21 protein-coding genes and 2 pseudogenes are annotated in these 19,471 nt (G+C 37.2%); 3 read left to right on the plus strand and 20 right to left on the minus strand.

Features of this window, described 5'->3' with window-relative positions; genetic code table 11:
- Window positions 1-120: pseudogene (locus tag MMO38_RS15950) on the plus strand (IS5/IS1182 family transposase); the annotation flags it as partial.
- Here the strand turns inward: MMO38_RS15950 and MMO38_RS15955 are convergent.
- The 5 genes from MMO38_RS15955 to MMO38_RS15975 all read right to left on the minus strand — a co-directional run bounded on the left by MMO38_RS15955 (window position 88) and on the right by MMO38_RS15975 (window position 3,779).
- Window positions 88-879 carry a hypothetical protein gene (locus MMO38_RS15955; RefSeq protein WP_241324128.1) on the minus strand — a complete coding sequence of 264 codons (792 nt, stop codon included), beginning with the start codon at window positions 877-879 and terminating at the stop codon, window positions 88-90. The pseudogene MMO38_RS15950 and the gene MMO38_RS15955 sit on opposite strands and share 33 nt — an antisense overlap.
- A 12-nt stretch (window positions 880-891) precedes the next feature.
- A complete protein-coding gene (locus MMO38_RS15960; RefSeq protein WP_241324129.1) occupies window positions 892-2,319 on the minus strand; it encodes a DUF3696 domain-containing protein in 1,428 nt (475 codons plus the stop codon).
- Window positions 2,320-2,364: 45 nt separating this feature from the next.
- The gene (locus tag MMO38_RS15965) at window positions 2,365-2,703 is read right to left on the minus strand and encodes a hypothetical protein (RefSeq protein ID WP_241324143.1); all 339 of its coding nucleotides are present in this window, start codon (window positions 2,701-2,703) and stop codon (window positions 2,365-2,367) included.
- 189 nt (window positions 2,704-2,892) lie between these two features.
- Window positions 2,893-3,042, minus strand: a complete 150-nt coding sequence (locus tag MMO38_RS16710; protein WP_347006126.1) for a DUF4236 domain-containing protein — start codon at window positions 3,040-3,042, stop codon at window positions 2,893-2,895.
- A gap of 146 nt (window positions 3,043-3,188) precedes the next feature.
- Complete coding sequence (locus tag MMO38_RS15975) at window positions 3,189-3,779, minus strand: hypothetical protein (protein WP_241324130.1); 591 nt, start codon at window positions 3,777-3,779, stop codon at window positions 3,189-3,191.
- Between the two features lie 106 nt (window positions 3,780-3,885).
- Here MMO38_RS15975 and MMO38_RS15980 point away from each other — a divergent pair, with 106 nt between their 5' ends.
- Both MMO38_RS15980 and MMO38_RS15985 read left to right on the plus strand, forming a co-directional pair.
- A complete protein-coding gene (locus tag MMO38_RS15980; protein ID WP_241324131.1) occupies window positions 3,886-4,134 on the plus strand; it encodes a CPCC family cysteine-rich protein in 249 nt (82 codons plus the stop codon).
- A gap of 318 nt (window positions 4,135-4,452) precedes the next feature.
- The gene (locus MMO38_RS15985; protein WP_241324132.1) at window positions 4,453-4,686 is read left to right on the plus strand and encodes a hypothetical protein; all 234 of its coding nucleotides are present in this window, start codon (window positions 4,453-4,455) and stop codon (window positions 4,684-4,686) included.
- A 160-nt stretch (window positions 4,687-4,846) separates the two neighbouring features.
- On the opposite strand, the pseudogene MMO38_RS15990 reads toward MMO38_RS15985, so the two are convergent.
- The 15 genes and pseudogenes from MMO38_RS15990 to MMO38_RS16055 form a co-directional block, all read right to left on the minus strand.
- Window positions 4,847-5,387: pseudogene (locus tag MMO38_RS15990) on the minus strand (glycosyl hydrolase 108 family protein).
- 465 nt (window positions 5,388-5,852) lie between these two features.
- The gene (locus MMO38_RS15995) at window positions 5,853-6,248 is read right to left on the minus strand and encodes a hypothetical protein (RefSeq protein ID WP_113997092.1); all 396 of its coding nucleotides are present in this window, start codon (window positions 6,246-6,248) and stop codon (window positions 5,853-5,855) included.
- Between the two features lie 81 nt (window positions 6,249-6,329).
- On the minus strand, window positions 6,330-7,097 hold the full coding sequence (locus MMO38_RS16000) for a DUF4882 family protein (protein WP_241324133.1): 768 nt from the start codon (window positions 7,095-7,097) through the stop codon (window positions 6,330-6,332).
- Window positions 7,098-7,201: 104 nt separating this feature from the next.
- The gene (locus MMO38_RS16005) at window positions 7,202-9,988 is read right to left on the minus strand and encodes a host specificity factor TipJ family phage tail protein (RefSeq protein ID WP_241324134.1); all 2,787 of its coding nucleotides are present in this window, start codon (window positions 9,986-9,988) and stop codon (window positions 7,202-7,204) included.
- A gap of 596 nt (window positions 9,989-10,584) precedes the next feature.
- On the minus strand, window positions 10,585-11,076 hold the full coding sequence (locus MMO38_RS16010; protein ID WP_241324135.1) for a hypothetical protein: 492 nt from the start codon (window positions 11,074-11,076) through the stop codon (window positions 10,585-10,587).
- Complete coding sequence (locus MMO38_RS16015) at window positions 11,063-12,079, minus strand: hypothetical protein (protein WP_241324136.1); 1,017 nt, start codon at window positions 12,077-12,079, stop codon at window positions 11,063-11,065. Before MMO38_RS16015 ends, MMO38_RS16010 begins: the two co-directional genes overlap by 14 nt.
- The gene (locus tag MMO38_RS16020; protein ID WP_241324137.1) at window positions 12,069-13,001 is read right to left on the minus strand and encodes a hypothetical protein; all 933 of its coding nucleotides are present in this window, start codon (window positions 12,999-13,001) and stop codon (window positions 12,069-12,071) included. The genes MMO38_RS16015 and MMO38_RS16020 overlap by 11 nt, the downstream gene beginning before the upstream one ends.
- 12 nt (window positions 13,002-13,013) lie before the next feature.
- Window positions 13,014-13,763 carry a hypothetical protein gene (locus MMO38_RS16025; RefSeq protein ID WP_241324138.1) on the minus strand — a complete coding sequence of 250 codons (750 nt, stop codon included), beginning with the start codon at window positions 13,761-13,763 and terminating at the stop codon, window positions 13,014-13,016.
- 450 nt (window positions 13,764-14,213) lie between these two features.
- Window positions 14,214-16,904: a hypothetical protein gene (locus MMO38_RS16030; protein WP_241324139.1), complete on the minus strand. Its 2,691-nt coding sequence runs from the start codon at window positions 16,902-16,904 to the stop codon at window positions 14,214-14,216.
- Between the two features lie 45 nt (window positions 16,905-16,949).
- The gene (locus tag MMO38_RS16665) at window positions 16,950-17,081 is read right to left on the minus strand and encodes a hypothetical protein (protein ID WP_277602888.1); all 132 of its coding nucleotides are present in this window, start codon (window positions 17,079-17,081) and stop codon (window positions 16,950-16,952) included.
- 92 nt (window positions 17,082-17,173) lie between these two features.
- Window positions 17,174-17,707, minus strand: a complete 534-nt coding sequence (locus tag MMO38_RS16035; RefSeq protein WP_241324144.1) for a phage tail assembly chaperone family protein, TAC — start codon at window positions 17,705-17,707, stop codon at window positions 17,174-17,176.
- On the minus strand, window positions 17,704-18,177 hold the full coding sequence (locus MMO38_RS16040; RefSeq protein WP_241324140.1) for a phage tail tube protein: 474 nt from the start codon (window positions 18,175-18,177) through the stop codon (window positions 17,704-17,706). Before MMO38_RS16040 ends, MMO38_RS16035 begins: the two co-directional genes overlap by 4 nt.
- Window positions 18,178-18,247: 70 nt before the next feature.
- Window positions 18,248-18,610, minus strand: a complete 363-nt coding sequence (locus MMO38_RS16045) for a DUF3168 domain-containing protein (protein WP_241324141.1) — start codon at window positions 18,608-18,610, stop codon at window positions 18,248-18,250.
- Entirely contained in the window at window positions 18,607-19,128 is a 522-nt protein-coding gene (locus tag MMO38_RS16050; RefSeq protein WP_241324142.1) for an HK97-gp10 family putative phage morphogenesis protein, read from the minus strand. Before MMO38_RS16050 ends, MMO38_RS16045 begins: the two co-directional genes overlap by 4 nt.
- On the minus strand, window positions 19,119-19,471 hold a 353-nt coding region (locus MMO38_RS16055), incomplete at its 5' end, for a phage head closure protein (protein WP_241317391.1). The genes MMO38_RS16050 and MMO38_RS16055, both read right to left, overlap by 10 nt.

The following is a 19,471-nucleotide window of genomic DNA, read 5'->3' on the forward strand; positions in this document are numbered from 1 at the left end:
TTAGGAGATAAACTCAGTGCAAGGAGTTTTGATAGCCAAGTGAATGAGATCCATGCACGTGTAGCAGTCCTTAACAGATTTACGGAATTAGGTCGCCCACTTACCCAAGTTACGCCTTAAATTTGGCTCAATTAGGGGCGCTTTGCATTTCAAATCTTTGTGCAACAAAGCCACTGGAAATTGTTCATCACTTTGATTCTTGCCACCAATTGATATAATAGTAAAATTATATTTTTTAGAGTATTTCATTAGAAAATCTAAGAAAGATTCTATACTCGTCTTGCGCTTAACACCAATATCCTCTCGAAGATTTTCAAAAAAATATCTATCAATAATTACAATATTTTTTGAATATTTAGCAAGTGTATGGAATTTTTTATCCCAAACTTCATCAATCTCAGAATCTCTAAGAATATCAACTCTTGCTTCACAATATGATTTCTGAATATTTTTTGAAGAAGAATAATCATCAAATTCTATAATTTCAAAATTTGTTTTAGGACAGCATGCAATGTAATTAGGTAAAATCTCAACCAAACCAAATGATGTTTCTTCAGTAATCCCTGTTTTAAACTGATCATTTAATGATAAAATTTCAGTATAATCAGAATACTCACAAAAACTAGCCCATCTTTTAGAAGATAAAAAAATCTTATTTTCTAAAAAAGCACTTTGCCAATCTTGATATACATTAGCTGGTATCTTTTTATTTTTAATTTTCTCTTTTAACTTTTCAAGAAAATCTTCTTCACTTTGACCATCAGTTAAAATTAGTACTCCATACTCTTTCCACTTTTCAATAAATGACCTGTTATTACTCTTACTATCTAGATGCTCAGATTCAAAAAAAGTATTATCTAAAGAAAATTCAGTTAACATTATAAAAATCTCTTATCTCTTTTCTCTAATACGTTCTTCAAAAAAGCCTTCAGGCCAAAAATCTATAAAGTCACCCTCATCATCTAGTCTTATCTGAATAACTTCCGCACCTTCGCTATCATTCTCTTTATCACTAGGTACTACATATAAGATTGAGACATCTTCAGGTTTTAATCTTTTGCCATTAATCACTTTCTTACTTCTTATTAATTTCTGAATTCTCAACATTAGAGCCTCACTATGAGTCTCAATAATCCACTGATTATTTTTACAGGTCTCTGCAAAAAATTCAGCTAATTCAGCTTGAAGCTTAGGATGTAAATGAATTTCTGGTTGCTCTACACATATCACAGAATCTTCTCTAATAATACCTTCAACCAAGATTGGTAAGATTTGTCCTATTCCAAACCCTACATCTAGAGGTGAAACTTTTACATTATTTCTTAAATCTTTAAGTTCAATTTGCATTAAAGGCTCAGAATTTTTCTCCCCGATAGGTTTTGGAGTAAATACATATGGAATATTAAATTTTTCAAACCATATATTGATTTTACTAGTTAGCAGGTATTGATTATTTTTTAAAAAATATGCAAGGTTTTCTCCTTCTTTACCTACAGATATTTCAAACTCAGTATCTATTGAATAATAGCGCTTTGGATTACTTCTTAGCGGCCCTAAATAACTTAATTTTTTAAATTCTTTTTTTATTAAATTTGAATTTGTGCTTAGCTTCTGAGTTAAGAAATTCATAGTCTCAAAAAGAGTACTTTCTTTACCTTCTTTATCTAGCTTTTTTAACAAGTCGATAAATTTTGTTCCCTCTAAACCAGCTGCCTTTGGTATTGGATGTTCTTCTTCAGCATTAAATTCAAAACAACTCAAGATTTCTTGTAAATCTTCTTTATGAAGGATATTATTTTTATCTAATTGGATGTTGTATTTTGAATTAACTTCCAAATTAAAACTTCTAGTCGTATTATTATTAATTCCATCATATTTATTAGATAAACTATATCCAAAGTTTTTTCTTCTATTTGCATCTTCAAAATCTATACTTTTTATAAAAGAAAAACCTTGAGAGTCTCTAGTGCTTTTTTTATTATCAAAGTATGTATAAACAAATTTAGTAGATAGTTTTTCTTGAAGATTAAACTTATTAGACACCTTATCCGCAAATATTAACTTAATAGAAATATCTCTATTAAAATCATGAGAATAAACCATGGTTGCATAGTTACCAACATCTAATATTCTTTTGTCTGAATATATCCCACCTTTTAAATTTGGAAATAAAATAGATTGTTTTAAAACCATTAATGAATGAATAATTGAACTCTTACCCGAAGAGTTAGCTCCATAAATTAATGTAATTGGTGCTAAATTTATTTCCTGAAGATCAGCAAATGCCTTGAAATTCTCTATACCTATTTGCTTTAACATAAATTTACCTAAATTTTAATTAATATATTCGTTTAAATAAAATGATTATTTTCGCTTACATAAAAAATTAGCTAAATCACTTTTGCTAGAGCCTTGCACCAAATCAAACCATTTAGTTGGATTTGGTTTGATATCTTTAACCGAAACTTCACTTCCACCAATTTCACGCATTTTCATAGTCGAGCAATTTGTTTCAGTCTTAGTGTAATAAGTATCATATACACCTACACGTTTATGAATCGCGGTAATGGTATTCCCATTCTGCTTAGACTCAAGTAAATAGTATTTTCCTTTGTCACCACCAACACTTCTTGGAATTAATGTTTCTGCAATTGCTGAACTTGATATGAATGCGATGATGAATAAAGCAATTATTTTTTTCATTAGAATCTCTAATCTACCAAATGATCTGTATAAACTGAATACTATAAATATAATGAAAAGAACAACAAAACAAATGATCACAAGATTGACAGTGCTGAATCTTGTTTTCTTTTGCGATGATTGCTGACTTCCAGTGTTAGAGGCTTCCTTATTCCTTGGCGTATAACTTGAATAAGACAAACCACCCCCCTATATACCAACAGTAGTTTTCGTTCCCTTTTTCCCCACGTTGACTCGCGCACCATTCTTACCCACTGAAACACTACTAACTCCTTTTTTAGTAATGTTCAATTTAACCCCAGGCATGATCTTGACGCTTTTTCTGAAATTAAAACCCATAACCCCAACTAACAGCTACAAATTTCTAGAATCACTGATTGATTCATATCCTTGAATAGTAGTTGCAAAAGTTAACAGTTTAAGATTAATAAATCCAGAGGTTAAGCTGAATATTCTGTCTAGTGTAATGTCGTTGCTATGTTGATCTACCGATCTTCAATTAATCTGCGTAAATCAAAAACAGTTAGAACCCCATAAATTGCAAACAGAACTAAAAAATTAACAATCAAAAATAAAGCCCCACATACATATAAAGCTACGTATGAGTCCATATGGAATACTTGAACAAAAGCATCAATGACTCCTTGATAAAATAGAATAAACAAAATAGCTATCCCAAAAATAAAAACCAAACTTGATATTGAGTTTGTTTTCTCAGCTCTATATTTCTTTTCCTCAATTTTTATCAGCTCTATTTTTCCTGAACTGTCATATTCTTTCACTATCGATTCATCCCAGAATGCAACAATTGGAACAATCACTTCAAAGTTACGGAATTTCTTATGACGATAGTAGTACTCTACAAGCTCATAATCTACAAGACGACTTCCACACACGATTTGGGCCAAACTGTTTCTTATCACTCTTTTTTCATGCTCATCTAGATCATTATTTTTATCTAGCTTTTTGACCTCTTCAAAGAACGTCAATCGACGTTTTAAACGTTCTTCTGCTTTTATAAACTTATCTTTGCGATTGAGATAAAGTTCAAATACCTTCCACAAATGTTCTATCAATTTCTCCCCCATTCACTTAAAAATTATTAATTATTGCTAAATAGCTGATTTATCAACTAACTTTTATTGCTATATTTAAACTTTGTCAATTAAATAAGAAAATATAATGCTCTACCCGTGTTTATGCTGCGGCTACCTAACCAGAGGTGAACCATCAAACGGCGAATATGACATCTGCCCTGTATGCTTCTGGGAGGATGATCCCATACAAGCAGAAGATCATGATTACGGCGGTGGTGCTAACGAGCCTTCACTTAACCAAGCACGTGAAAACTTTAAAAAGTATGGTGCAATGGAAGAACGGTTTGTTAAGAATGTGAGAAAACCAAGGGATGAGGAGATACCAATGGGTTAAGCATTTGGAATTAATTTTGATTCTACCTTTGCAATTACCACAATTTCAAATATCAGATAAACCATGATTTTTTGGATTATTTATTTTATTTTTATCAAGCCATGCCTTCTCTAGCCAATTGCAATGTCCGCAATCTGAGTACAAAAATCCTTTATAAAATTAAGAGTTTTTTAGATCACAATACAATGAATAAAATTCAGCATGAAATATTACAGTTTTATGACAAGCATTCCTTATAAAAATGTTTAAATTCATATAGATATTTTACTTAATTTACACTATTCTTCAATGAACTCTTAAAAGTGAAGCATTTTTGAAATGAGTGATACAAGTCTTCTAAATGAATTAAATTCAACTATTGAATACTATGTAAATAGAAATGGATACCAACCCACGCGGATTATTTTAGGATATAAAGCGTATTCAAGCCTCATGAAAGACAAGACTTTTGCAGATGAAGTAAACAATTCTGCAGTCAATCCAAACAAACGCAAATATAAAAAATTAAAAATTAAAGTGACCAAAGATGACCATCAACTAGAACTTGAATGATCATAGATACGAACAAAGCCCTCATCAGAGGGCTTTTACACATATCCCAACATTTACATTGCTATTGATCGTATGCGCTGAACAGCCTGAAAGTAAGCACAAAACTAAAACACTCACAATCAATGATGACCATGAGCGTTTGTAATGATGAACTAGTTTGTTATGCGATTCGATTGTTGATCCAGCCATAAAAGAACTGCTCCTGTGTAGGGTTACGTTCGCATATTTCGATATAGCGCTGCCCTTGCATGATGTTGAGCACTCGGATTAAGACCTTTTCACCCTCTTTACCGCGCTTTCTGAGATAGGTTTTAAATGCATTCAAAGTTTCTGAACCATAGATTCCATCAATAACCAAATCTGGCCATCCGCCTTTACCTTGATTGTTCAAAAGATTCAAAGCTCGTTGCAGTAATGGTTTGGCAAAGCCAGTCCCGCAGTTCACACCTGTATCGAGTAGTTCTTCAGCCACGGCGGCACTGATCGTATTCACTTGATCAAATCGTGGCGAGATCCAATACTGTTTCCGATAAATGCCTTTGGCCACATCCAATGGCAAATCTCGCATGTGACCTTTAAAGCCACTCGCACGTGCAACCGCTTCAGTGATACCAAACTTGGTCGCTCCTCCTCGGTCAGCAGGATTATTTACATACCCACCTTCACGTTATCAATTCATTAAGATATTGTTCAATGTTCATTTTTGCTTTCCTTTAGGCGTAAAAAAGCCACCCAGAGGTGGCGCAGTTGTTTTAAGTTGGTTCATGCTTTTATAGAGGCAATAATTACATCCAACTTCCACATTAAGATTGGTATGGAAAACAATAGAATAAATGCCACGATCGTCTGCCATAGGCCATACTTTTCAATAGACACTTTTATTAACTCCACTATTGGTTTAAAATGTTCCATACAGATTTATTTCCCCTTTGCTTATGGGTTAAGTGGATTTGAAAACCCTAGTGTTGGCGCACTGGGGTTTTTGCTTTTTAGTACATATATCCTCATTGATCTCCTCGTTTGTTTATTGATAAAGCAACTATAAGAAAAAAAGTCTTTCCGTATTAGGCGGAAAGACTTCCGTTTACTTTTCGACTTGTATGCAAAACTTAAGCGTTAATGAGGAATTGCACCTAATACAAAAAACCGCCAAACGGCGGCATCAATTAAAAATTATCTTTGAAGTCCTTTACTTCCTTCACTACTTCAAAAATTGTTGAATCCTCTCGTTCATTCACATAATTAAAAGTCCAACGAATGATTGCCCATATTGGTAAACCTGATGCGAAGAACAAACCACCTAAAGCACATAGCCCTGCCCAAGTTGTTGCATAATCATGTAGTCCAAAATGCTGGATGATGAAACCACCTCCTGCGATACTTCCAACTAAGGTAGTGATTAAACTCACCACCCACTCGCTACGTGATCGAGGCATTCGCGTCATAATCACCACAAGATACCCCAGTGCAAATGCCAAGGCTGCAATGACCATCAGAAACCACATGCCATACATTTTTATTGCTGTAGCTACTCCAACACCGCTACTTACTGGCTCTGCCATTTTTCATTTCTCCAGATGTAAAAAACCGCCTCTCGGCGGTTATTGATTGGTAATAAAAAACCTCCCGAAGGAGGTCTATGTTTAAAGTGTTGTACCACAAATGTCTTTTGTGCCTTGAGGATACGTATTCTGAAGCTTAGTACTATCCGTAATTAATTCTATAGAAATCTCTTGACCTAAATATGAAGAGTTATTTGCAAAATTGTATTGACCCACCAGATTAGCAAATGCCAATCTATTAAAAGCCTTAGTAATAGATGTAACATAACCTTTATTTACACCATTATGTACAACTCCTACTTGCCCTGTATTCATATTTACATAGATACCTATTGTTTGGTATCCACTGGCAGTAGTAACAACAGGCATATCAAAGCTATTACCCGACATATTCATGAATAGTCTAAATTCATTTTTATTAGGATTGGTTGACGTGTTGTTTGAGTAAGCCAATGTTATAGCTTGAGTATTCTCATTGTTCAGGGTTCCAAATGCTGCTAACGGTGCAAAAAGTAATGCTTCTTCCCCATTCAACAAATTAGTTGGAACTTTAATTTTATATTCATATGCAAAAATACCACTAGTAGGAATTGCAATATCGCCATCCTCACCACCAGAAATTCGAGTTGCAGCGTAACTGGAGCTATATGCAGCATAACCTTTCACCCCATCCTTAGCTATGATATTAAATGCAACCTTTTGATTATTAACAATAGGAAACCTGTCTACTGAGGAGTCGGTTAGTTGCGCAATTTGTGCTGCTGATGCATCAAAATTATAAGTGCAAGCTGCAAATGAACTACCCATTGTTATTACACTAATCAAAGACCCTAAGATTATTTTTTTCACGGATTAATCCTTCTTTTAATTGAACGTTTAGTATATATATTTATCTAAATTTGTAGTTAAAAACTGACGAATGGAAAAATAACCGCCTTTTAGCGGTTATTGATTCAGACATAGTCTTTATCATTTAAATAATATTGATCAGTGTAGTTTATTGCAGTGATTGAAGGCTCAGTACCATCACCAGACTTTTCAGTAATCAAAAATAAATCTCGCTTGCTGTGCGTGTCGGTCGTAACCAGATAGGTTGAACAACTGATATTCCCCTCGTACTCAATAACAAGCTGCGAAGTTGGTGCACGTGCTAATAAGACTTCTCGCTCTCTGTCTCCTTGTGTCACCTGAACAACGTCCACTTGGCCATTTGGCAATTGAAGATGAATGACATAATTTTCACCTTGTTCTAGTACACACGGCTGTGACAACGTTAAATACAGTCCATCTTGATCAATGACAGATCCTGAACTAATCAGCATCGGACGCGTATCATCAGCAACAAGAATTAAGTCATTTCGAGTGACGAGATCAGCTTCACTATAAGCCGAAAATTCAACAGTCTTCTTCTGATAAAGCAACTTGTTCAAAGTCCGATGCGCTAAAAGCATCGCTTGCTGAAGATTGGTAATGCCTTTAATTTCCAATTCTCGCGCATTGACCACATTATCATTTGGCAACTTGATTTCAGATTCAGACCAAGAATCAGTCGGATCGACCCATTTGAGTTTTACCCCGTCATAGTCTTTGTTTACACCAAAATTGACAGAACGCTTCTCGCTTTCAGGTTTTTTATTCCTGTGATTGAACAATAAAGTCGGTACTTGTTGCGGTTTCTCAAATACAAAGAAAACTTTGTTTGATTCACGGCGTGCATCACAAAACACTGCATTCGCAATCATTGTAAGTGTCTCTTCATAAGACATCTTGACATCATCAAATGTGTAGTTAAACTGAATCGGCACACCAAAATAAGCATCGACCTCATCTGCCACTGCATAGAGATTAGCGACATCAAGCATGCTTATATCTCTACGCCCAATCAATTCATCGGTCGTAATCGCACAAACAATATCAGCAAAATTACTTGTCGGGATTCTCGCTACTGACTTAAAGCCGGTTCGATATGTAAAAAGCTTACGTGTGGCGATACAATTCAACATACGGTTTTTAACGCTTGTTGCTTCATTGGTACCGATGGTTTTAGTGCGTACGATCGTTACATCTTTATAAATGAGCTTGTTTGATACTGAGCATGCGTAAACTGATTTGAGTTTCAAATCACGAAGTCGCTGCTGTACTTCATTTCGCCATTGTTCAGGTGCTTTCTTAACTCTAAACCGCACACCATCCGCAAATGTTGATGCAAGCTGAATACGGCTCGATACACCAAAGCCCACTGTGGTATTGTCTTGTACTCTATGCGTATGCGTGAATACTGGGCCAGTTGGCAAGCCATTTGATATTTCTTGGTATTCGATTGTGTAATCAACAATATCAGTATGTCGGTATCCTTTTTTTCGAATAACCTGTAGACCTTGTGGCAGATAGAAGTTAAAAATCAGCTCTTTGATATCGTTGTAATCAATATAAAACCAACCCAGCCAGCTTGACACGATCTTTTTAATGTCCATGTCCACTTGACCGAGCGTAATGCTTTGCAACTTATCCCATTGATCCTGTAATGCCGTTGGAACTTCTAGATCGATGTAGTTAATCCCGACATCTAAAATAGATGGATATTCACCACCCAAGTCGATTGAATCGGCATTGTTTTGCAAAATCCCAGAAAAGAAAGCAGACTTTTCATCTAGATCTACAATCAATGACCAATTTGAGTTTACGTTCTCGGGATTAACTAGGTTACAGATATACCCATCTACAACTTGGGCAATACTCGATACTTGGTAATTACCTGCTAAGTTCAGGTCATCAAGCATCAACGAGGTAATCAGCAGGGATTTGTAATTCAAGTTATGCAGGACTTCAGCCGTTTGAATATGCAATTCACCTGTACTTTTGGGTACACAATTCGCTGATACACTCAAATCAGCGACACCGACTGTATCCATACTCAATAAAATTGAGTTACCAATTTGAAAATAATCACGCATATCAACGGATGAATTGAGTGATTGCAGCCGATTGGGATAGAGCGCTGTGAGCTGAAAATCGACATCACTATTTGTAATGTCTTCAGTACCTTCATTGACCGTCTGGCCGTTGATCGCAGTACATGATTTAGCGACTAATGGGTTATCTGTAAAATCTTCACCAATCTTGATTTGTGGTGTACCAATGATGCTGGTATTTGGCTCATAGATTGAACATGCGGATCCGGCAATTGTAGATAAAGTGGTATCACCATCTTTGATGTCTTGAATGTGATAATAACCACGACCTAAACACATCAACGACTCTTCAACTTCTTGCTTGTTTATATAATAAACAAAGCTTGGCGCAATCAAATCAGGAATAGATTTTATCTTTCCAAATGGGTCCGCAACACGTTGGCCAATCCGCTGCTTGTTTTCACGACTGGTTAAATCATTATTGCTTGAACCTTTATCTTGAGCATTGCTGCTTAAAGTCGGCACAGTCACTAAAGCATTAACAATAGAACCAAATATTTTAACGACAACATAGTTCACTGCTGAAATGATGTCACCAGCATGACAAACAATATGAAATTGATCCTCTGGTCCTGCATCTAACAATTTTAATGCAGTGACTTTATCAATTGGGGTAACTTCATTTTCAGGACAAGGCGTATTTTTATAAATTCGTGCTTGTGTAAATTTCGCTTTAATTTCTAAGAATCGACGCAAAACATTATCAGTCTGCTCAATCGTGATCGTGCTTGCATCAAGCGGATCTTCATAAATCTGTAAGTGGCTCATAGTATCTAAACCTTGTGTAGAAGCAGTTCATGCTGTTTAGTGATAGATATTGAGTGCCCGATTCATTCAAGTGCAAAACCTTGCCGCAATAAAAAAGCCCTACGTGATTATTTCCCGTAAGGCTTGTCATAAGGACAATGCATCCTTGTCGCGGTTCTTTCAGTCGCTTGTTTTGAATGACTGTCTGTCTTGATGTTTGAATGGAATCATTTAGCGATGCAGTCAAACCAATAAAGCTTTTTGAATAATCTTGACCTAGCAACTGTCTTGCAGCATCAATCACGAAATGAACACAATGATAATTCTTAACGTTGTATTGCATTTCAAATATTGAAAGCAATTGCAGATTAAAATCTCTCATTCGCTGTACTCGCTATTTATGTATTTTCCACAGCACTTGAAAGCCGAGTTACATCGGAATCACTCAAAGTCATTTCGATAACTTTTCCGCTTTTAAACGTGAAAATAACATCATAGTTTGACTCAGATCCGCGGCTACTACGGAAACGTCGCTCAATATTTGAGATGTCTTTTAGATCAATCATGTAGTCAACTGAGTGAATGCTATCGTGAAATTCAATCATTTCTTTACCTCATTAGTAAAAGCCAACCAAGGTCGGAAAATTCTCTTTTGTGAATAACAATCCAGTACCAACTTCATTAAGCTGCTCTGCTTCAGCTTCAAATGTCGTTCCTTGATAGTCGTTGTTCTGACTTGTGACTTCTAAGTGATCGATCTGCAAAATTGGATTTGATAAATCAATGCTTGAATACGCTCGATAAGTAACTTGCGGTCGCTCAAGTGATACTTGCTCAATAATTTGATCAACAAGACCAGGAATGACTTTGCCCAAATCCCCGACAGTTATCGCTAACTTCTGATCAAGATCATCACTGACGCTGCCCCGATCAATCTTCAATACTGCATATTCATAGAAAGTGGGTTGGCTGTCTTGAATAACAGTCACTCCCTCAGAGACGTTGGTCACATAGCGCAATGGCTTTGGCCAGAGACTATGATTTATCTCGATACACTCAATCAAATAGGCGTTATCTGGACCGTATAAAAAACTCTCAAGCTCTGACATTCCGTGACTCCGCTATTGTTTTAATTGCAGACTTATCAAGATCATTATTCAAGATAAATAACTGAGCACTTACTTTAAACACTGCACCACTTTTCGTCATCGAAACGCTGTCATGTATGAAATGCGCTAAATACTGAGTGAGTGGTCGTTGATCTAGAACAAGATCAATATAAAACGGCTTGCGTTTATGCTGCCAGACTCTGAAAAATGACATGAAATAATCAAAGTCTTTTTCTTTCAGGTTGTAAGCGATCGACACCACATTCTCTATATTTTCAAATTGGGTTCTCAAGACATCTTCATTTAGTCCTTCAGCTTTGATGACGCTATTTCCGAATTGAACACTATAAGATGCCTGCAGTGGACACAGATCCAGATAATCAAAACGTAATGCTTTATTTCGAGCATCGACATACATCTGATCTAAAAACAGATCAAAACCGTTCATGATCTTTGTAGCAAATCCAAATCTGTTGTTGGTCATCATCCCGATTTGAATGAGTACCTGTCCTGCTCCCAGCTCATACTCAATTTGATAACGATCTCGTTGCAATCGAATACAAAGTTGCTCTGCTTTAATATATGCAAAAATCACATCTGCATTTGCTGAATAAATTGAACGGTGATCATCAAGTGATAACTGTGGGGTAATAATCAAACTACCGAAACTCGTTGTCACATGCTGTGCAACTGCAGTGTCATACCACCACAAAAATACTTCATGATTTACAACATAAGTCACAACAGGGCGCATATTTAAATCAAATGCAAAGCTTAATGCTGTCACATCATCGACAGTGATTAAGTCATGCATCACTTGATCTGCTTTGGCTTTGATGACTCCACTTTCATAAAAACAAGTCCATAACTTGGCTTGTAAGCCCTGTGATGCATCATACAAATCAATACCACCCCATTCGTAATCGATTAACTCATCAATACGATGTGGCACTAAAAAAGCAGCATAAACGCTGCTTGTTGAAAGTTCACCATCAGGTAACATATCGCCCCCAAGTTAAGTCTATCGTCCACGTTATTTCCATTTCGTTTGTTTTGGTGATTGGGGGATCAATTAAGGCTTTGTAAAAAGTTGCAGGTGCTCCATTCGGCCTATGCCATCCCTGTAAATTAACTAGAATACCTGAGCAGATACCATTTCCCTGTGTTAATACGAATTTCGCAGCCGCCCTTAATGTTGTTGGAGCTATCAGCGTATTGGTAATATTTCCACCACTAGCAGCCCCTAAGTTTGAGCCTGTCATATTTGCAGTTGGGCTTTCAACTAGGGCAGCATTAGAATATAAATTCACAGATGAGATATTGACTCCAACGTTTGTACCATTAGAGGGTATAATCATGTGCACATAACCATTTACAGTATGAGAACTAATCACATCTCCAAGTTTATTTTTAAAGTCAAAAGAACCAGTTATATATTCAGATGGATAGAATCTAATATCTGTAGTTACATCTAAAAACTCATCTGAAAGTACAGTCAAAGTTGTTGGATTGCCGTTTGCATCTTTAATTAAAGCTCGATTCCAGCAAGGGTTTTGTCCTGTTTGTGTCCACCCTAAACCTACTTCTGTCAAGTTACCTGCCGCTGCACCCTCTCCAAATCGAAAAGTATGCTGAATACTATAGTAATAAGGCTTTGTGGTGGTATTCATACTATATGCTGAGTTTTGCAGAGTTGTCGCAGTTGCAAGTGTACTATCTAGCTGTGTCTGACTGACAACTGGCGTAGAGCTTCCAGTCCCAACTCTACATACGTTTGCCCATGCACCTACTCCCATACGCTGCAAACCAGTATCTAGAACAATGTTATGAAATTCGCTCGTTTCTTTTGTTGTAATACCATCAGCTTTGAAGGTACGCATTTTAAAAGTCGCACCGATTTCATTTCGGATGTTTACCATTGTCATTTCAAATTTCTCCTAATTTGTAATCTGCACCCCATGAATGCTGATACTGTAATCACTTGATTCTGTATCGCTGGTATACGGTATATAAGCTACTGTTTTTGTGATTTGCACATCATGAACACCAACTGAATAATCTGATGCTTCAATATCAGGCGCTGCGTAAGTTAAATAAGATGTTTGCTTTGTGATCTGAACGCCTTGGACCCCTATGCTGTAGCTAGAATCTTCAACATAAGAGTATTTATTCAGAACTTCACGGCTTGATACCTCAGCAATACCTAGACTGTAGTTGCCTGCCTCAATACCCATATCTACATAGTTATTGACTTGTTGAGCACCCAGTTGCGGTATGTGATATGCAATGCTTTCTAATAAATATGTTGGATATGGCTTTGAAGTTAGAATCTGCACTTCAGAAGTCACAACAACAAGCTGCACCGAGACTTTAAAAATTTTTCCGCTCAACTCATTAAATGAGAAAGAATCAGGCACAAACTGAGCGATATATTCTCTAAATGCGCTGTCTTCAATAATTAAAGGCATTAAAAAAGGCAGCGGGTTAAGCTGCCAATTTAGATAAAATGCTCTGAAATATGTGAAGTCATCTTCACGAAGTGTAAAGGCCACATCTACAAGATGTTTTTTCGCGTTTTTAGTTTGAATATATCGACCAAATCCACCTCTTAATGCTATTCGTTCAACTGATGTGCCGTATTTGACCGAATAGCTTGATTGAAGTGGGCAAAGATCGAGTTTATTCACAGTTTATACCCTCATTACACACATAAAAAAACCGACCCATTTTAGGTCGGCTCTAAGCTTTGATAGCTGCAATTATTACATCTAACTTCCATATTAATATTGGCACTGAAAACAAAATCATAAATGCCAGTATTGTTTGCCAAAGGCCATACTTTTCTATAGACACTTTAATTAACTCCAATAATGGTTTAACATGTTCCATACGATATATTTTCTCCTTGATCTCGTCGGTTAAGTTGATTGAAAACCCTAGTGTTGGTAGCACTGGGTTTTTTGCTTTTTTTAGGACTGGAAAACTCAAGTGTGAACACTGGATTAATACACTGTATAAAGGTGGTAAATCCTTAATGAGTTTCTCCTTAAAAATCAGGCACTAAAAAGCCGCTCGAAAGCGGCTCATTAATTTTCCTCTTATACATATGTATCTATTGCCCTCTTATACGTGTAGCTCTATCGCACACGCCCTGCTGCTATGTTGTTTCTAACTTGTTTTGACTCAAATGAGTTTGCTTGGTTGAGATTAGCAAAGCCTTGTTTTACTTCATCCCTTGCAAGCCTTCTAATTCGAATATCCAACGAACCATCACTATTTTCAGTTACATCAGATGTGGTACCAGGCAATGTATAAACGTTGACACTCAAACCATCACCACGCGGATTGCCTTGGCTTGATGTTGATAAGAAACGTTCTTTACCAATTAAGCCGCCTGTCGCAAATCTTGACGGCAACATACCAGTACGGTTGATGTAATCAAGATTATCCAATCCTAATTTTTCAACAGCGGCAGCACGAAGCATATATTCACCATTAGATGCCCAAATCGGAATATCATCACTTGTACCAGTTCCCTTACCAGTAATATGTCCACCAGCGGCAAAGCCCTGTAAATTCATTGATCTGATTTGTGCGGCCTGACCAAGTTGAACTGCTAAAGCACCACCAGCAACAACTGGCGCAATATATGGACCGATCATTGGAATTGCTGAAACAGAGTTATACACATTCGAGAATGTTTCAGGTGCATTCAAAATTACTTTGGAAAGTGCAAACATCTTGGATGCAATAAACATAGCTTTATAACCAGCGGATTGTTTACCAAGTAAGCTTCCCATCAGATCAGCCATTCCAGCAGTTGTATTAGCTGCATCTTGCAAACCTAACACTGCTTTAGCACGATAATACTGACTTTCACTTTCAAGCATCTTTTGCTGATACTCTTCTTGAGTAATCAACTGCCAGTCCAATGCTGCCTGAAAAGCTTCAGCACGTTGGGCCGCTGCTTCCTCTTGTGTCGTATCAATACCCGAAGCATTCAACATCCCATACAATGCTGCATCCCGCCCTTGGGCTTGATCCATGCTTTCTGTTATACGAGATGCATCGATTAATGCTTGACGCTCATCTTTGCTAAATTGACTGTTTAAGATGATTTGCTGACGCTCAAACTCGTACTTAGCTGCAATATTCTGCATGTCAGTTTGAAATACTTGTGATGCATCGTTTAGACGCATGTTCTGCTCAAGCCTCAACCAAGCCATTGCTCGAGTATGTTTTTCTTGCAGTGCATTCAAATACTGTTGTTTTTCAGCAGTATTTATATCTGTTCGATTTGCGATGATTTGCTGATCAATAATAAATGTTGCTTTGACTTTTGCTTCTCCATTTACCTTATGTTCCTGAAGTTCAAAAGCCTGCTTCATCTTATAAAGAACTTGCTCATCTTCAAATCTAGCTTTTGCAGCAGATAAAAATTGACTACGTAATGCTGGAGAGAAATTGGCATCGTTAATATCTGCTAGCACTCTTTCGTAATCAATTTTCATTCGTTGAAGATCAGTGGAAAACTCATAAGTTAATGATTTTCGAATTTGAGCTTGTTCTTCAAGGAGTCTATTTAAGTCTGTTTGGGCTTTTGAATTTTTTTTAGTGGCATCACTAGATTTATTCTGTTTATCAACCCATTCATCAAGACCTTTGGTTACACCAGATTGAGTTTTAGATAACTCTTTCAAGCTAGCCATTTGTTTTGCTGTTGAAGCGTCATTGCCCTCCCACATTTTATCCATGCGTTCAGCCGCACCGATTACCGTATTATGTAAATCAGACTTTATTTCCGTTGTAAGTGCACCGATTTCTTTTCTAGCATCATAAGCAGCTTTAACAAATCCAATTGGATTCATTTCATACCAATTAGCTTCACTTAAAATCGCTCCACCAACAGCAGCCATTCCACCCAGTGTTTTACCTACAAGCTGAATCGCTGTCACCGCACCAATCGCTACTGATGCAACACCTTTCAACGATTTTGCGACACCATCTGCAACTTCAGTAAATTGTAGGCCTTGTTCTGAGCCACTAAAGAATGCTCCTGCTATATCTACGAAAGCAGGAATAACAGCTTGCATAAGTTGGTTTTTTGCTCCGCGCAACTGCAAATCTAATAGATATACTTGCTCTTTTAAAATCTTTGATGATGCAATTGTTTTTTCATTCATCACTAAACCGGCACGTTCAGCAGCATCTGAATAAATTTTCATTCCTTCACCACCATTGATCAACAATGGGATAAGGTCTGTCATGTCTGATGCCATGCTTTCTAAATAAAATGACATCTGCTGTTGTGTTACACCTGCTTCCTGCATCTTATCGACATAAAGTTGCAAAGCATCTGGACCACTTAATTTTTGCATTTCTAGTGCAAGTTTTTTGGCACCAGCAGCACTACCCTCGGTTTTGGTTGCGATCTGCTCAAAAAAGTCTACCGCTTCCCCTGAGCCGATCGTTGTAAACTCTCCCAGTCTCTCATTGAAATCTTTCAACATGTCAGAGAGTTTTTCTTGTTGGATACCATAGGCAGCAGCACCTACCGCCATCTTTTGAAACTCTTGGGTTGATGAGTTTGCTCGCAGTGCAAATTTCTCAAGCTCTACCGCACTTTGTGCTGTTTGATATGCTAGACCAGCCAATCCAACAATCGCACTCGCTGCTACAGCACCAACAACATTGCCATAGGTATTAACTGCACCACGCATTTTTTTAAAGGCTGAGTCTGTTGAACTTTCAGCATTTCGCAAACCTTGTGTATATGATCCTGTATTTGCAATAAGATTTAATGTCAAAGTACCAAGATTGGTCGCCATACTTTTCTCCAGACAATAAAAAAACCGCCAACTGACGGTTCACTTTCATCGAAACCCATTTTCCATAGCTTCATCCAACGTGATCTCGATTTCTTTAGGTTTATCCTCATGTGGCATAAAAAGAGCAGGTTCGAGATAATCTTCCTCTTTCACTTTGCCATTGTGATAAAAGGCCATGAAACTTCCAAAAGCCTGCTCAATACGGCGGCCAATAAAAAGAGAGCCTCGTCTTTCACGATAGGCTCTCCATATTTGAAACTCGGCATTGCTTAGGTTTCGCTTGGCTTCTCCAATGGTGTTTCCACCGATTCCATTGATAACAAGCTCGCACCAGAATTCATTTTCTGAGAACTCTTTGTCCGAGACTTTCCCGAAAAATTATTAACCTCACTGGAAACGGCATATAAGGCATTAATGAAATTAGGATCTGAGCAAAGAACATCATCTACGGAACTAAAGAAAAGCTTGCCGTCTAAATCTTCACAAACTGAACCTAACAACTGCGCAGCCTGTAATTGTCGATGATCCACAGCCTTTACCTTTGAGTTTTCAATATTGTCGTAGTCAATATCCCACTCGATGGCCTTTGAAGTTTCAGATGTATCATTAAAGCTAAGTTTTTTAATAAAAACCTGACCTTCTAAATCTACCAATTCCCCCAAAACGATTTCACTATTACCCGTTTGTTCACGTAGAAAATCAATATTATCGTCATCTGCTATGACGACCCATGCCACAGTCCGCTTAACAGGCGCACCAATTTTGGTGACACGCTTAAGATCCTTAATACTTTTCATGATTATGGTCCAATAGTACGGATTGTTTCTTGGACTGAAGAACGGCGTTTCAGTGGGAATGAATATCCAACATGTTGTCCTTTTTCAAAAGTTGGCGCTGCACGTTTAAGATATCCATCAAACTCCCACCATGTCCGTGTTGTTGGTAATGTTACCGCGCCCCCTGTCACAGTTGGTCCATCAGTACTGTGTGAAGAACCTAGATACCAGTGTACTGTTTGCTTTGGATCTGTTTTAGATAAGGCTAATAATTGAAGATGTGATGAGTTTTCATCATCAAAGTCAATTGCAAGTGAACCTTCACCGGGTGTGACTTGACCTGCATCACTATCAACCTCATCAGAATCAAGACAAGTTACATCAACATCTTCTTCACTGTCCTGACCTAAATCAATTGTTTTTGCACAGACCACAGGAACGATTGCAGTTCCATTAAAATAAAATACTTGGGTTTTTTGAACTTTAATACGCGCCATGAGTAGCTACTCCTCAAACAATAGGCAATAAAAAACGACCATTTAGGTCGCTATCTTTAAAATAAAATCTTTAGGCCTCGATCAACCAGCCACATGTGAACGTCCCTCTGTAAATACCAGGAACACCTGAACCAATATTTGGAAAGTTATTAATAATGCTGTGATGCTTTAATACATTTCGCACCGCTTTAAATACATTGTCTCGGTCTTGTTCAGTCTTAGCATAAACATCGATCTGTATTTCAATACTGTCATCCACCGCAGGAACATCTACGTTGTCGATGGCATGGCCACTGACTAACGTCCACACAGCATAAGGGTATTGCACTCCCTCACTTGCCAAATCTCGATAAACTCGCAACACACCATCACTCCCCTTTAATAACGCTGTAACAGATGGTGCATCATTCAGAATTGTGCGTATTGGAATCATTGGATTTTCCTCAACTCCTCATCTATACCCGCCATAAAATCAACTGAAAATGTTCGAGTAACAACTTCAATATTGTTATCCAATGCTGGTCGTAGAAATGGAACAGCCATTGAGTACCTAGTACCTAACTCCACATGCCACCAATATGAAGTATTGTTGGGTACAGGTGTGTAATAAGGGTTTGGTACACGCTCATTCTCACCACTTGTATTGTTTTTGCGAACCATATTTTTATGTATGCGCCAAAACTCAGTACCACCTTTCACACCAACTCGCATCCGCACAGAATTCCTATCTTTAGATTTTCCAGCTCGGACAACGATATTTTTTGAGATTTGTTCTGATGTTTCAGGATCATCAATTAAACTTGCATTTGCAACAGCGGCATTCTTGACCAGTGTCATAGCTTTACGAGCCGAACGAACTGCCAGTTTTTTAGCTATCTGAGGATTACTGAGTTGATTAAGTCGTTTAGAAATCTGCTTATCACCAGTTAACTCAAACTTTACTATATCCATTCCTTTAGCCCCTCACTCAGTTCGAGAGTGATATAAGTTTTACGATTGTGTAAATCACGTTTTGGATTACCGTTTATTTGATAAAACTTACTTTCGAACAATATGCGCATGGTGCTATCAATTAATACAGCTTTAGAGCTATAACGAATCACAGCACGCGCTTGTAATGTAGAGCCAATTGACTGAGCCTGTAATGTATCTCTGGTTGAAAGATCCTGAACATCCGCCCAAACAGTGCAATATTCAACCCATTCCTTAGTTAAATATTCAGGGTTATTATCATCTTGAGATTCAGTATATTTCTGAACGGTAATGCGGTGTTTAAGTTTTCCAAACTCCATAA

This window comes from Acinetobacter sp. NIPH 1852 (assembly GCF_022549455.1).
Lineage (GTDB): Bacteria > Pseudomonadota > Gammaproteobacteria > Pseudomonadales > Moraxellaceae > Acinetobacter.